This is a genomic window from Burkholderia sp. THE68, from assembly GCF_009938265.1.
Classification (GTDB): Bacteria; Pseudomonadota; Gammaproteobacteria; order Burkholderiales; family Burkholderiaceae; genus Caballeronia.
In genome coordinates, this window is sequence record NZ_AP022316.1 from 1,429,939 (window position 1) to 1,444,198 (window position 14,260).

The 14,260-nt window shown below is 60.5% G+C and carries 10 protein-coding genes; 1 reads left to right on the top strand and 9 read right to left on the bottom strand.

Going from position 1 to position 14,260, the window contains the following annotated elements; genetic code table 11:
• Positions 1-191: 191 nt before the first annotated feature.
• The 5 genes from BTHE68_RS20170 to BTHE68_RS20190 form a co-directional block, all read right to left on the bottom strand.
• Positions 192-4,493, bottom strand: a complete 4,302-nt coding sequence (locus BTHE68_RS20170; protein WP_162067996.1) for an NACHT domain-containing protein — start codon at positions 4,491-4,493, stop codon at positions 192-194.
• Between the two features lie 872 nt (positions 4,494-5,365).
• Positions 5,366-5,536 carry an excisionase family DNA-binding protein gene (locus BTHE68_RS20175; protein WP_162067997.1) on the bottom strand — a complete coding sequence of 57 codons (171 nt, stop codon included), beginning with the start codon at positions 5,534-5,536 and terminating at the stop codon, positions 5,366-5,368.
• 372 nt (positions 5,537-5,908) lie between these two features.
• Positions 5,909-6,454, bottom strand: a complete 546-nt coding sequence (locus BTHE68_RS20180; RefSeq protein WP_162067998.1) for a hypothetical protein — start codon at positions 6,452-6,454, stop codon at positions 5,909-5,911.
• A gap of 85 nt (positions 6,455-6,539) precedes the next feature.
• Positions 6,540-6,740 carry a hypothetical protein gene (locus BTHE68_RS20185; protein ID WP_162067999.1) on the bottom strand — a complete coding sequence of 67 codons (201 nt, stop codon included), beginning with the start codon at positions 6,738-6,740 and terminating at the stop codon, positions 6,540-6,542.
• 194 nt (positions 6,741-6,934) lie between these two features.
• A complete protein-coding gene (locus BTHE68_RS20190) occupies positions 6,935-7,639 on the bottom strand; it encodes a hypothetical protein (RefSeq protein WP_162068000.1) in 705 nt (234 codons plus the stop codon).
• Between the two features lie 794 nt (positions 7,640-8,433).
• Between BTHE68_RS20190 and BTHE68_RS20195 the strand changes: the two genes are divergently transcribed.
• Positions 8,434-8,769, top strand: a complete 336-nt coding sequence (locus BTHE68_RS20195; RefSeq protein ID WP_162068001.1) for a helix-turn-helix domain-containing protein — start codon at positions 8,434-8,436, stop codon at positions 8,767-8,769.
• A 529-nt stretch (positions 8,770-9,298) separates the two neighbouring features.
• Here the strand turns inward: BTHE68_RS20195 and BTHE68_RS20200 are convergent.
• From BTHE68_RS20200 to hpnD, 4 genes are read right to left on the bottom strand one after another with little or no spacing between them, the layout of a single operon-like run.
• Positions 9,299-9,955, bottom strand: a complete 657-nt coding sequence (locus BTHE68_RS20200) for a phosphorylase (RefSeq protein WP_232078026.1) — start codon at positions 9,953-9,955, stop codon at positions 9,299-9,301.
• Positions 9,956-9,981: 26 nt separating this feature from the next.
• Positions 9,982-11,961 (bottom strand): squalene--hopene cyclase, encoded by a 1,980-nt coding sequence (gene shc / locus BTHE68_RS20205; protein WP_162068003.1) that lies wholly within the window; start codon positions 11,959-11,961, stop codon positions 9,982-9,984.
• Positions 11,961-13,238: a hydroxysqualene dehydroxylase HpnE gene (gene hpnE / locus BTHE68_RS20210; RefSeq protein ID WP_162068004.1), complete on the bottom strand. Its 1,278-nt coding sequence runs from the start codon at positions 13,236-13,238 to the stop codon at positions 11,961-11,963. Before hpnE ends, shc begins: the two co-directional genes overlap by 1 nt.
• The gene (gene hpnD, locus BTHE68_RS20215) at positions 13,238-14,086 is read right to left on the bottom strand and encodes a presqualene diphosphate synthase HpnD (RefSeq protein ID WP_162068005.1); all 849 of its coding nucleotides are present in this window, start codon (positions 14,084-14,086) and stop codon (positions 13,238-13,240) included. Before hpnD ends, hpnE begins: the two co-directional genes overlap by 1 nt.
• Between the last annotated feature and the right edge of the window lie 174 nt (positions 14,087-14,260).

Consider the following 14,260-nt stretch of genomic DNA (forward strand, 5'->3'; position numbering starts at 1 on the left):
ACCCGGCCGGGAAACCAGGTTCCGGCGCAGGCGCTCGAGCGAGTGCCGCCAGCCGCCTCGCATGAGCTCGAAGAGCTTTACCAGAGCGCGTGGTGTGCGACCCCTGAACTGCCGGCACACCTCGCCGACATCTACGCACCTTTCCACGAGAGCCTGATGGAGCGAGCACAACCCAAGCAGCAGGTCGGTGCTCATTGAGCCGGAAGCACCTTTACAGCACGTCCATCCTCGATTGCACGCGAAGGAATGGGCGGCATGCAGTCGATGGCGAATACAATCAGTTCCTGGATGCCGGGGTGTTCTCCCTTGATGAGTCGAGCCTGTTCCTGCAGGTATACGACCAGCGCCTGAAATGGTTGTCCCTTGCCAACCCCCGGGATGTTCCACCCTTTATTGTCCAGTCGGAAGAGCACGAGGATGCCGTGACTGCTGTTAAATCCCTTCAAGTACTGCCCAACGAGTTGGTCACGCAGGGTACCGGTCAAGGACGCGACAGAATACCCGCGTCGATGGTCAACGGGCTTTATTTCAATGCAGACGTTCCAACTGCTTGCGCTTAGCTGTATGTCGGTCTCTTTGTCGTCATCGACTTCCTCTTCGCGATGAACGCTGAACCTTCGATTCGGCGTGTCGCGAAAACGCGCCGAAAGCCAAAGCTGCAGTAACTTTTCTCGCATACCAGCAGCGAACAACCCCCGGTCGCTGAACGGACCCTGTTCTATCCCAATCCGAATCTCCTCCAATCTCGAGAGCACTTGTTCACAAAGTTCACGCTCGCTCCGAGGTTCGCGGTGCAATACCTGTCCAATCGAACGCAAATCGTCGACTTCGAATTGGGCTGTGAGAGATACTTCCAGAGCTGCATGTTCGTAGACGCGCCCCTTAATCCACGTCTTTATCACTAGCTCGGTCTCAATTGAAGCAAGCTTCAGTAACGCCTGATGCGCGGCAACTCCAGGAACACGAACGAGAATTCCGGGTATCGTCTCTAGCGTCCGCGTCATGGAAGGAGCAAACGAATCATCCTGCACCCTCTCCGAAGCAGCGTCCGCTGCCGAACGGTGTTTCGAGACCAGCGCATGAAGTTGCATCAAGACTTCGACCGTGGAATCGTCCGCTGGCATTCGAATCCACTTGAAATCGGACAGCGCGTCAACAAATTGCTTCACTCGCGCCTTGGCGGTCGCGTCGTCAGTAGGAAGGTTACGCTCGAACCATGTCCACGCATGGTGAGGATTTTGCTCGAGCCAGACTCGTAGCCAATGTGAGTCGCCGAGCAGACCATCCGCCTTCATGGATTCGACCAGCATGGCATCGCAAAACTCTTCCACCGTCTCTGGAGGCACGATGCCATCAGCACGCAGCGCGTCGAACAGTTCCTTGGAAATCGCCGGTGAAGGAATTTGCCGGCCCAAAACGGACGGAACCAGCGGCTGTAGCAATCTGGCGCGAACTGAACCACGGCAATGAAGGGCAAGGTCGAGCGCTCGCCGCGTATGGGTCGTCGCGTGTTCCTGAAGAGCTTCGCTCAAAATCCATGGGTGCAAAGCCTCTTCCACTGCGGACCTGTTATTGGTGACCAACTGGTCAAACCATTCAGGTGGCCGCTTAAGTTCCCAGACAGCAAGACGAGCGGCCCGGCCGACATCGCTCTGGGTAAGGGCCGCCACATGCTGCCCCTCCTTCAGAACTGTATACAACCCAGCCAATGCGAGAATAACCTCCCACGGAACTGTACCATTCGGGTATTCAGCTGGACTAGGCGGTTCGCAGCGTTGCCAGACCTTCGTTAATCCTGCAGCGAGCGCGTCGGCAACGTCCTGCCCCAAGTTGCGGGCGATTACTCCGTAGTCGACGCGGTAGAAATCGTTACGACCGGCATGTTCATAGGAATATTGAACGAGCCAGCACAGCGTCCCCATATGGCTTGTATCTCGAATGTGAGCAATCGCAGCTCTGACTTGCTCCTTATGCCTTTCGCTTTGTGCGAGCATTTCACGTTCGCGCTGACGACGCTCCCCGTTCCATTTGCGTTGCTGCAACCGGCTGGACACCCTTGTGGCGAGGTCTGCGGCAATCCTGTCCGCGCGTGCCTTATGGTCAGGGCCAACCACGAGCGCAGCGAGAGCGTCCTTGCTTGCGGGTCGTGTGAGATGACCCGCCGCCATCTCCTTTGCGACTTGAAACCAGAACTCACGCTCCGCTGGCGGCAAGTGCTCATCGTTTGCGCGCTTGGTCAGACCCGAGAGGTCTGTCGCGCCAAAATTAACCAAGCAGCCAGACCAGCATATTCGTGTAGTCAGATGCGAGATTCGGGACGATTGTGCGAAGGTTGTGGCGAGCAGCCACCGCAGGCGCGGATGGCGAGCAATCTCGTCGTGGACGCTTGTCAATTCATGGTCTGAGTACCAGCTGTTACGCAGCACCTCAATGCAAACTGCCCCCTCAAGACAGGCTGGCGGATATTCGTCTATCGTGACGTCGAGAATTGACAGCAACCGCTCAAGACATGCGGGAAGAACGTCCAGGAGCCATGCGCGGAGCGGCTTTGGGCCGTGATACTTGTTGAACTCGGTTGCCTCGCTCGCGACAGGTAGGCTTGCGACGACCGCTTCCAGTATCGCTGTCGCAGATTGTACAGTCGTATTCGGAAGTATGTCCCTGCTGATGGCCGACGCCATCGGTCCGTGTCCATACTCATCCTCAGCAGCAGTCATCGCAATAGTCTTGGTCAAGTCTGCCGTCGTGAGGGATTCGGCGCCCGCAGTTGCAAGCGCCGCCGCGATAAGCTCATTTGATGGAAGCGAGGCCGATAGCAGCCTTTCCTTGATAGCTAGGCGTTGCTCGGGTGTTGCTATCGTCTCGAGCGCGTCTAGTGCCAGCAGCTGCTCGCGCGAATTTGAATTAGAGTCCGAGAAAATGTTGAAAGCAGCCGTAGCGCAATCGGTCAGACGTGCATGCACAGCAATGGGCAAGAGCGAGACTTTAACGCTCGTTGGCAATTCCGCGTTGGAAAGGTAGCTTGCAAGGAGGCCGTTGGTAAGCCGCTTTCCGACCCGCATGAACTCTGCGGCGTCGTTGTACCAGTCCGGCCGATAGCCTTCGTTCCGTTTCCGTACGTAGCTGGCGAAAGCGGCATCTGCTGACAATGTATCCCATGATTCTGGGTCGCCGTCAAAAAGAAGCATCTCGGGAAAGTGCCGGACGACCCACTCCCGAGCCTTCGCATTGATTGCTGTCAGCCAGCAAAGCGCCCATCGCCGAGCGGGAATCAATACGGGCTCACCAAATGGTGCAGCAACGAACAGCATCAGGATGCGATGCAGCGGCACCCCCGCCTGCAGTTCCCCGTCTAACCAGCAGGCAGCTAGGTATGCACGCGTGGTCCGGTGATGAAATTTCACACGCGCGAACGTTGCTTCATCAAACAATGCGGACGCCAGCAGTCGCGAAACCTCGACATCGCTCCAATCATGCAACACCTGATGAGGCAGAATCTCGCTTTCGCGAACGGGTGACGATATATCGCACGAAATGTAGGCACGCCCCGACAATTCTGTTGCGGCGGCCAATAGTTCAGCACCTTGCCGAAGCTGTGCTGGGGAAAGAACAGCATCCGACGCACGGTAACTGGGGTTAGTTTCTAGCAGCCGATTTGCGACACTGCCTTCGATGAGTTCTCGATAGCTTCCAAGACAACCCTTTGCCTTCCAAACCCCTACCATCCAGTCTAGGTCGAGCGGGCGAGTCGCTAGATGTTTATAGTTACCATCGTTAATAGCAGACCAGAATTTTCCCTCATTCCGAACACCCCAAGCGCGAGCCAGTTTCTGTGCTTCCGGAATTGACAGCGGCGCGAGAGATGCGACGAATGTCTCTGGCGGTTCGTATTTGGGTGGCTCACCCACGGAAGGTAGCGTCGCACGACCCTGCGGCACGTCTGGGGTATCTAGGTCCGGCTCTCGGCAAGCCTTGTCGATGGGTTCGACCAACCATTCTTTAACTGCAGTTTGCACATCCTCGATTGACCAGTCAGTCAATCTGCTGGAAATCGCGACGCGCACGCGAGGGAAATATGCCCGCAGGTTGGTATAGACAAGCCGGAGCGCCTTCTTTAGAGCAACGTGACTGGTCAGTCGTGCTTCGTCGACTGCGTCCAGAAAGAAGTACCCAACATCCGTCGACTGCTGCCATGTCTCGAACTCTAAATCTGAGTGGCCAAGCGCCAGTTCCCATGAGTCGCTCACCGCTAGCTGACTGAGCTCCACGAAGAAGGCAGCCCTGCCCTGTTTTTTCAGGCGCTCCGTTTCGTCTTTGAATTCGGTCGTCTTCCCGATGCCGGCTTCTCCGACGACTACAGCAACACGCTTTTCGTGCAGGTCAGCCCAATTCAGCCCCCCATGCTTCGAGTTGAGATAGCTTGTCCAATCATCATCCTCTGGCTGCTCACTCGGTCGTGTGAACGTCCGAGTAAGGTCGACATGCCTTAACATCTTCGACTCCGAATGTATTGAAGGGCTATAAGGATATACTGAGGCTGCCGCGAGCAGACAAAGCCGTCTCTTTCGAGGATTATCTCCGAGGGGAGCAGCTTGTCGCTTTTAACGGCGCGTTTAATTTTCGCCCATGCTTGGTCGACATCGGACGAAGGCGCGAAAATGCACCACTTGTCCGTTGTGGGTCCCGAGCGGATGATGCCGCACCTAGGGGATTTCCGCATCTGCCAGCTTGGAATGAAGTCTTCGGACAGCCTTTCTGCCTCCGCGAATAGTCGCTCGAAGTTGGACCGTTCAATTGGTGTGGTCATCTTCGTTTGGCTCACTGCCAATGCACCTGAAGTTTTTTATCAGCAAAACCTCCTAAGAACGCAGGCACATTCACCGAGGCACGCCTAGAGCGGGCTGGGTCTGCCTATTGGGGCGGGCGCTGCGTGAGCTTTCTCAGCGTGTGTGCTCGCTAGCCGTCGGTCGCAGCGAGTAGCAGTTGCCGGGTGCGCTTCATGACCCAGGTCACCTCACGTTGGGAGAAGTCCCATTCGCCCAAGTCGACCTTCAATATCACGCCTCTCTCGGCGCGAGTCAACGCCACGTCTGGCGACAGACCAGAGATAGTAATCTTTCGCGATGCGTACGCGGATAGCTGACTAGCAAGGTCCTCGCACGCGTCATAGCGCACCCAGCTCTCTTGGAGAATCATGAGGCACACATCGGTCCGTCATTCCGCCCTCCATTCCCGCGGCAGATACTTGAATCGACTATCGTACACGCCACGATATTCATCTCCCGCTCGCCTCCAGTTTTTCATCGTGTGAAGCGGGCGGTTGGACTCCGCCATATTTGCATCATTCGTTGTCGGCTGCCGAAGCTTAGGCTTTTGCCTCAGTATCCAGGTGCGCCTGATAAGCCAGCACTGACGCCTTCGTCAGGAACCGGCTTTTTCCCAGCTTTGTGGTGAAGCTTGACTTTCCCTGTGCAAGCAGCTTCACAACATGCGGACGGGAAACGAATAGCAGCTTCGCCGCGTCAGTGGTCGACATGAAATCATCGGCTTCGCATGGTGCCGGAATCTCCGCTTTCCTTGACATTGTGGCTCACCGCTCGAAGTACAACCATCTTCACGCGCCGGATTCCATCGGTGCGAGCCCCCAGCCCCTGGCGTTGCATAGATTTCAATCGTCATGCAGTCCCATGGCGCGCATCTGTTCCAGTTTCTTGCTGAGTTTGCCCGTTTCTCGTTGCCTGCCGGCTGCAATTTTCAGTAGCTATCCCACTTCGTACCAGAAGAGCCAACGAAGCGTGTGCGGGTCAAATAGCTCCCGTGACTCACATCGCCGCACGCGCGAATCGGCGACCTGAGCGACGCCGCTGGCTACGCGACCAGCGGTTTCGTGAGCGCTCCGCCCCGTTGTTCACGATGCTTCGCCACTGGATGCACTCGGGGCGCCTTTTGCTGAGCGAGGCTTGCGCTTGGAGCCTTGCGTTCGCCGCCGAACGGTCCCTGGTGGCACGATTTTGGTTTCCGGACAAGCCTTCACCATTGCCTGCAATCTCGCAAGCTGCCGCTTGAATTCAACGTCATACATAGCGGCGACCGCCGGATATTCATCACGAAACACCTGGTCGTTTTCCATTTCCATGAGTCTGTCGGCGCCGACAGTAGCTTCGTGCACAACTGCTCGAGCCTCGATTAGGTGGAAGCCTGTGTGCCTGACCAACGACATCACCATGTTGAAAGTCAGGGCTTCCCATTCGTCCCGCGTTACCGAACACAACCACGAGACGTGCATTCCGATGATTACTTGCTTGAAGTCGCGATACCACGCCTTCTCGCCCTCCATCTCCGTGTACGGCAGACGGTAGTACTCGCCACAGATTTCAATCTCAACCGGATACTTCGTTTCGGCCGCTTCCGCACGAACGTAGGGAGGGACGTAATTGCAGACTAAGGGTTCCATCTAAGCTTTCCGGCAGGTATGAAGAACATTGCAGGAGCAACCGGCCAAGCTGTGAGAGCCCCAACCGCCTAGCGTAGCGTTGTTCTCAATTGTCCTTCGGTGGCATGGCACGTAACTGTTCCAGCTCTTTGCTGCGTGCGTCTATTCGCGCTTGCATCCCCGCCGCTCGTTTCTGTAACTGTCCAACTTCGTACCAGTAGGCATATCCGAGGTCCCCATCTTCCAGGCCTAACCCGTGGAACTTGCGGAGTGCAATTTCGAGGTCGACATGGCTATGCGAAATCATGTTTTCTTCTCCGATGCCGCGCGTGGTGGGTCGCACTGCCGCGCAGGCATGCGCCTAAACAAAACGCCTTCATTCACATATCTCTTTTTGACGAGCAGCAAAACCAAGATGACTGCGAGCGCGACTGTCGGCGCGACTAAGAGTATGGGGTTGCAGAGCGCGAAGTTAAGCAGTTCTTTCACGGCCAGCGGACGTTAGGAAGTGAGGCCTCGTGCCTGAGGGAAAAGCCGCGAGTATTGTTCCGCGAAGCTAGCAGCTTCCTCTACTATCGGCTTGACATCTCCGACTGATAGCCGTTGAAGCGGTGTAGCTCCGCCCAGTGACTCATGAGGCATCGTGAAAAAGTCGAATATGGTCCAAGGGTCAGTTCTTCCGAGAGCGCGTACGACTTTTTTGAAGTCGTCACGGAAGATTGAGGGCGAGAGGAAAAACGCTGGGTAGTAGGCTTCTGGACCAAAGAACACGCGAAATACTCGCTGCGATTCAACGAGCTTAGCCAGCTTTTTTTCCGTGACGCCGGCAGAGTTGCAGAAGTCGTGCTTTCGGAGCACTTTTCCTTGAAGCACAAGAGGGTAACGCGCAACGTTCGCGTCACGGTATTTTGGCGAAGGTTTGTGTTCCGGCATCCGATTCGACTCAGGTCCGACGCGCTTGCGAAGTTCATCTTCCTTCTCGCGGAGCGCTGGGAGGTCGATTCCATACACGGTGGCTTGGCCAACGGCTTTGCAAAGATGATTCTTGAACATGCGGCCAAGCGCCGCATCAGGGATTTCCAACAGCGCTTCAGCGCCTTTCGGGTCGCAAAGGATGGCCGCAACGACTGCGCGATGAATGATATGTTCTAGCCACTCTTCGTTGGCCGTTGTTTTGTTCTCCGCACTATGCGTCGACTGCGGCATGATATTCCCTTGCTTAAGTGGCCAGTTCCTACTCCGCGAGGAATCGATGAAACTGCTGGCGCGGAAAGGCTTGCTCAAAGCGAGCCGACACGCCGAGGCCAGTTTCGTCTCTCACCGTACGTCCGGTACCGTTAAACGTCGACGGCGGACCCTCCAATCAGCAGCTCCGTGACATCGGTGACCGCGCCTTCGCAGTTGGCCTGAAACCAGCACTCCCACACGCGTTCAACGTCCCAGAACGTCCCGGGCTTCCCAACGAGTCGATAGGTGTTCCCGTCGCTTGTAAATGCGCGCATAGCATCGTGGTCAAAGACACCGACAGCCCAGCTAACGCGTCCTCGGCTAAATGAGTCGAAGCCGACAAGATGCAGCAAGCCATCCGATGTCTCAAAAACTCTCCAGGACGATAAAAGGATTTCAGGCTCTGCCGGAGGGACGAATTTTGGGCAAAGGGGCATCAAACCTCCTCGATTACTTGCGCGCGCCATTCGGCTGACACTGAGATGGCCCCTGTGTAGTGCCGTCCTTTGTCCATGCGGGTTGGCTTATGAAGGTCACCAACACGGGCGCCCTAACAGCACCGACGTTTGCGCTAGGCAACGTTCCTCCGGCGCCGGCTCGCAACTGCGCGCTCCAGATAAATGGCAGCCTCCGCAGCTAATTCGGCAAAGCTGGTCTGAAGGAGACCCTTGACGAGCCAATGATTTCGGCTATACGTCGAAATGGCACACTGACAAATCCGATTCTACGAATTTCGTAGAGATTCAACAAGTGAATCCTACGATATTCGTAGAATGAAAATTAAGCAATCCGCCTCACTCTTCGGTCAGCGACTCCGGCATGCCCGACGTCAAGCGGAAATTCCACAAGACAGATTGGGCGTCCAAATTGGACTTGATGAACATACGGCGAGTGCTCGAATCAGTCGTTACGAGACAGGGGTACACGAACCGCCCTTTGAAATTGCGTTGAAGTTGGCCAATGTGCTGCGCGTGCCGGCGGCATATTTCTATTGCGAAGACGAAGACCTTGCAGAGTTGGTGCTGGCGTGGGGTCACTTATCGAAGTCGAAACGTAAGCAGCTTCGAACGCTTGTTGAGACTGTGCTCGCTGGCAATGTCGCTAAATAGCGGTCGAATGCGACGCGGTCACTACGCTCAAATTTCGGCGTTAGCGCCGTGGCCCGGAGTCAACCGGACATCGGACACAACGCAGGCGCAGGATATGGCAGCTTTGGACGCTGACATGAGCCAACAGCTCGCTGTAGATGAGTTGGCTGGAGAAGTCAGGCCCGCAGTAATGGCGAGGGCTGTTCTGGGAGAATGCTTCGGAAGAATGCCGTGGAAGAATGCACGAAAGGTGTTTGATAGATTTGTAACTTCGGGGGCCGCGGTATGGTTGTTACATATGAAGAATGTAACAACCCCAAACCGGCCTCTCCGTTTTGACGAATCGAGATGTCAGTCTGGAAAACTGCCGTTCGGGTTCAGATCTTCGGGCTTGACCCATTTGCGGGTATGGAAATTCATTTGCGGTACCTCACTTTCGGTGCTGGCGCGTCGTCGTGCAAATAATCGACGCGCGATGATTAGGGTTTTCCCTGATTATACCGAGGTGAGGGTTAACCCGCAGAAAGCAAGGGTACTGCGGTGTCTTCGATCAACCCATCGCCAGCGCCCGCGCCGTTTCCAGCGCGTGTCGCGCCTGCACGAGCGTCGCGCGGGCCTCACGCGCATCGGACGCGAGCCGCAAGAGCGCGCCCAGTTGCGTCGGATCGCGCAGCAATTCACGCAAAATCGGGCCGATGGCAGTCGTGCCGTCGTCGCGCAAACCGGCCGTGGCGGCCGGCGGCAACGTTCGCCACGCCGGATCGACGACCGCGCGGCACACCGCGAACGGCAGCCCGCGCGCCGTCGCGATCGCCCCGGCGATATGCGATTCCATGTCGACGGCCAGCGCCCCCGTCGACGAATGCAGCGAGCGCTTCTCCGCCTCGCTCTTGACGGGCGCGGCGACGCCCGCCATCTTGCCGCGCCGCGTGACGCGCCCGACCGGCGTGCCCGCGAACGCATCGGCGATGCGCGCGGACCACGCCGCATCGGTCTGCAGCTCGCCGAACGGTCCGCAGACGCTGTCGGCCACGATCAGCGCACCCGGCGCGAGATCCGGCGCGAGCCCGCCCGCCGTGCCGAAGCTGATGACGCCCGAGCAGCCGCGCGCGATCGCGTCCGACAACGCGCGCTCGAGCCAGTCGGCGCGCGCAGCGAACACCACGTCAACGCCGCGTCCGCGCACGATTTTCGCCTCGAACGCCATGCCGGTCACGGCGACGACGGGCGCGCTCACATCGCCACCGTCACGCGCGTGAGGCCTTCGCGCGTCAGATTGCGATAGCGCGCGAGCGCCCACAGCGGGAAGAACTTGCGATAACCGTGGTAGCGCAGATAGAACACGCGCGGAAAACCCGTCGCGGTGAAGCGCGTTTCGTCCCACAGGCCGTGCGCCTGCTGCGTCCTCAGCAAATAGCCGATGCCGCGCGCGACCGCCGGATGCTCGACGAGGCCCGCCGCCATCAGCCCGAGCAGCGCCCACGCCGTCTGCGACGCCGTGCTCGGCGCCTGCTCGTAACCGCGATAGTCGAGCTTGTAGCTCTCGCCGTCCTCGCCCCAGCCGCCGTCGGTGTTCTGGATGCCGATGAGCCAGGCGGCCGCGCGCTCCATGCGCGGATCGGTCGGCGCGACGCCCGCCGCGTTCAGCGCGGACATCGCCGACCAGGTGCCGTAGATGTAGTTCAGGCCCCAGCGCCCGTACCAGCTTCCATCGCGCTCCTGATCCCTGACGATGTAATCGAACGCGCGCCGCGCAGGCTCGCTGTTGAACGATGTCTCGCCAAGCTGCGCGAGCATCGACAGACAGCGCGCGGAGACATCGACGGTCGGCGGATCGAGCAGTGCGCCGTGATCCGAAAACGGAATGTTGTTCAGGTAGAACTGCGTGTTTTCCGGCTCGAACGCGCCCCAGCCGCCATCGCTGCTCTGCATGCCGACGACCCATTCGCGCGCCCGCGCGATCGACTCGCCGTACATCGCGGTGCCGTTCTCGCGATCGGCGCGCTCCATCGCCATCGCGACGACCGCCGTGTCGTCGACGTCGGGGTAATGCGGGTTCGCGAACTGGAACGCCCAGCCGCCCGGCCGCACGTTCGGACGGCGCGAGATCCAGTCGCCGCGCACGTCGAGAATCTGCAGCGGCACCAGCCAGTCGAGGCCGCGCGCCACCGCCGAGCGCGCCTTCGGCATGCCGGTTTCGAGCAGCGCGTGCGCCGCGAGCGACGTGTCCCACACCGGCGACAGACACGGCTGGCAATACGCCTCGCCATCGTCGGCTTCGTCGATGACGAGCAGCTTGTCGAGCGACTTGCGCGCGATCGCGCGGTGCGGATGCTCGGGCGGGTAGCCGAGCACGTCGTACATCATGACCGAGTTGGCCATCGCCGGGAAAATCGCGCCGAGACCGTCCTCGCCGTTCAGGCGCTCGTCGACGAAGCGCACCGCTTCATCGATCGCGCGCTCGCGGCCGGCTTTCGGCAGCAGCGGGTCGGCTACGCGCAGAATCGAATCGACCACGCGGAAGAACGCGAACCAGCCGCGGCTCTGGTGCCCCGAGCGCGCCGGCATGCCGGTATTGACGGGCGGATTCGTGAACACTTCGTCGATGCGCACGCCGCGCGGATTGCGCGCGCGCGGACGTTTCGCGTTGAGCACGAGCATCGGCACGATCACCGTGCGCGCCCAGTACGACACCTTCGACAGATGAAACGGGAACCACATCGGCAGACGCATGATCTCGACGGGCATCATCGGCACCACGCGCCACGACACGACGCCGAACAGCGCGAGCAGGATGCGCGTGAACACATTCACCTTCTCCGCGCCGCCCGCGGCGAGAATCGCGCGGCGGGCGCGCTGCATGTGCCCGGCGTCGGGCGAATCGCCAATCATCTTCAGCGCGAAGTACGCCTTCACGGTCGCGGAGACGTCCATCGCGCCGTCGGTGAAAAGCGGCCAGCCGCCGTCCTCGCGTTGAATGCGCCGCAGATAGCGGCCGATCTTCGCTTCGAGTTGTACGTCGGCGGTCTCGCCGAGATAGTGGACGAGCAGCACGTATTCGGCCGGGATGGTTGCGTCCGCTTCGAGCTCGTAGAGCCAGTAGCCGTCCGGATGTTGCGCCGCGAGCAGCGCGTCGGTGGCCTGGTTGACGGCGGCGTCGAGCGAGGCGCCCGGCACCTGCGCGCCCACGGCCGACAGGGATAAATCGTTCATCAGCGTTCCATCGATGGGTTCAACAGCGCGTCCGCGGCTTTCTGGCCGGAACGGATCGCGCCTTCGATCGTCGCGGGCAGGCCGGTCGCCGTCCAGTCGCCCGCGAGCGTGAAATTGTGCCAGCGCGTGCGCGTGGCGGCCCGCAAACCTTCCTGCGCAGGCACGGCGGCAAACGTCGCGTGTTCCTCGACGACGACTTGCCACGGCGGCGTCGGCACGGCCGGCATCTTCACGGCCTGCGCCGTCTCCTGCCAGACCGCCCGCGCGATGTCTTCGTGCGGCGTCGCGAGCCATCGGCCGGCGCTCGCGAGCGTGACCGAAAGCCGCCCGTCGGCCGCGCGAATCCAGTCCGACATGCCGTTGACGACGCACGTCAGCGGCTGAATGCCGTCGGGCGTATCGGCGGCGAAATGCACGGTGACGATCGCGCGCGATGCATCCGGCGCGCTCAGATCCGGCACCAGCCGGCGCGCCGCATCGGGCGGCACGGCGAGCACGACGCCGTCGCCCGCGCCGAGCGTGATGGGCTCGGCCGCGCCTTCGAAAGCCAGCGAGCTTACACGCTCCTTCGAATCCGTGCCCGAAACCCCGATGCTGGCGACGCGCGAGCCGAGCCGGATTTCCGCGCCGCCGTACTGCAACAGCCGCAGCGCCGGTTCGACGAACGCATGCGACAGCCCGCTTCTCGCGATGAGCGGCCGGCACGCCTGCCCGCCCTGCGCGACCGTCTCGCGCAAGAGACCCGCCGCGAGCGCCGCGCTCGCCTCCGAAGGATCGGCATTGAGCATCGCGCGCAGCAGCGGGCGCACGAGCAGTTGCCACACGCGATCCTTGCTGCGCACCGATTCCTCGACGGTGCGGCCCGGCTTCGCCCAGAAGAGCGGCAGGAACGGCAGATAATCGGCGGGCTGCGTGCCGGGCACGCGCGCGCCGGCGTCGAAGATCCAGCGCGGCAGGCGGCCCGTTGACATGCGGACCGTCCACGCGTCGCCGGTCGCGACATCGAAGAACGGATATTCGGGATGCGTCGGGCCGAGCAGCGTTTCCGCCGCGCCGATCGTGCGCAAATAGGCCATCGCCGAATGATTGCCGGAAAGCAGCAGATGATTGCCGTTGTCGAGCGTGGCGCCGAGCCGGGGATCGAAGAAGGAGCGGCAGCGCCCGCCCGCGTGCGGCGCCGCTTCGTGCAGCACGACGCGCGCGCCACGCCGTTGCGCCTCGACCGCGGCGGCGAGCCCGGCCACGCCCGCGCCGACGACGATGACCCGCCGGGACATCAGATCAGGTTGCGCGCCACGATCCACAGCAGGCGCGAACGCGGCGTCCTCACGCGCGTGCGCGGCAGGTCGAAGCCGCGTTTCAGATTGGCGTCGAGCACGGTCCGATACGCCGCCGACATGATGCGCGGCGCGCGCACCAGAGCACGCGGCGAGGCCGCCATGATCGTGTCGGACTGTTTGTAGTGGCCCTTCGCGCGTTCGGCGAGCACGGCGCACACGCGCGGCAGGCGCGCATCGCCGACGATGCTCGCCGGATCGCTCGTCGAAATGCCTTCGCGCGCGAGCAGTTCACGCGGCAGATACACGCGGCCGATTTCCGCGTCTTCGTCGATGTCGCGCAGGATGTTGGTCAGTTGCAGCGCGCGCCCGAGATGATGCGCGAGCCGCCGCCCGGCGTCCTCGTGCATCCCGAAAATTCTCACCGATAGCCGCCCGACCGCGCTCGCCACGCGATCGCAATACAGGTCGAGCGTGGCTTCGTCGGGCGCGACGATATCGCCGGCGGCGTCCATCGCCATGCCGTCGATCACGGCCTGGAAGTCGTCGCGGGAAAGCTGGAAAGCCTGGATGTGGCGCGTCAGCGCTTCGAGCGATTGCCTCGGCGCGCCGGCGTAGCACGCGTCGATGTCCGCGCGCCACTGGTCGAGCGCGAGCGCGCGCTCGCGGCGCGGGAGCGTGCCTTCGTCGGCAATATCGTCGACCGCGCGGCAGAACGCGTAAATCTGGTACATCGCGTCCCGCTGTTCGGCGGGAAGGATCCGCATCGCAAGATAGAACGAACTTCCCGACGACGTTTTCGCGGCGTCTGGAGCAGGATCGTCAGCGATGATGTTGGAAACGGCCAAGACGAACTCCGCTGTGGCGCCCCCAAGGGCAAATTAAGAGATCAGGCGCCAGTCTCGATGCAATCCGACGCGCGCGGAACCACCTGGCGCTGTGCGGAAAGATCGAAGAGAAAAAGCCGGCGCGAGCCGGCTGCGACTGCGCCGGAAGCGGCAAAGAGTATATCAATTCTTTGC

Bases quoted from the DNA above. Each gene is read 5' to 3' on its own strand.
- BTHE68_RS20170 (WP_162067996.1), bottom strand. From the start codon at position 4,493: ATGTTAAGGCATGTCGACCTTACTCGGACGTTCACACGACCGAGTGAG.
- BTHE68_RS20175 (WP_162067997.1), bottom strand. From the start codon at position 5,536: ATGTCGACCACTGACGCGGCGAAGCTGCTATTCGTTTCCCGTCCGCAT.
- BTHE68_RS20180 (WP_162067998.1), bottom strand. From the start codon at position 6,454: ATGGAACCCTTAGTCTGCAATTACGTCCCTCCCTACGTTCGTGCGGAA.
- BTHE68_RS20185 (WP_162067999.1), bottom strand. From the start codon at position 6,740: ATGATTTCGCATAGCCATGTCGACCTCGAAATTGCACTCCGCAAGTTC.
- BTHE68_RS20190 (WP_162068000.1), bottom strand. From the start codon at position 7,639: ATGCCGCAGTCGACGCATAGTGCGGAGAACAAAACAACGGCCAACGAA.
- BTHE68_RS20195 (WP_162068001.1), top strand. From the start codon at position 8,434: ATGAAAATTAAGCAATCCGCCTCACTCTTCGGTCAGCGACTCCGGCAT.
- BTHE68_RS20200 (WP_232078026.1), bottom strand. From the start codon at position 9,955: ATGGCGTTCGAGGCGAAAATCGTGCGCGGACGCGGCGTTGACGTGGTG.
- shc (WP_162068003.1), bottom strand. From the start codon at position 11,961: ATGAACGATTTATCCCTGTCGGCCGTGGGCGCGCAGGTGCCGGGCGCC.
- hpnE (WP_162068004.1), bottom strand. From the start codon at position 13,238: ATGTCCCGGCGGGTCATCGTCGTCGGCGCGGGCGTGGCCGGGCTCGCC.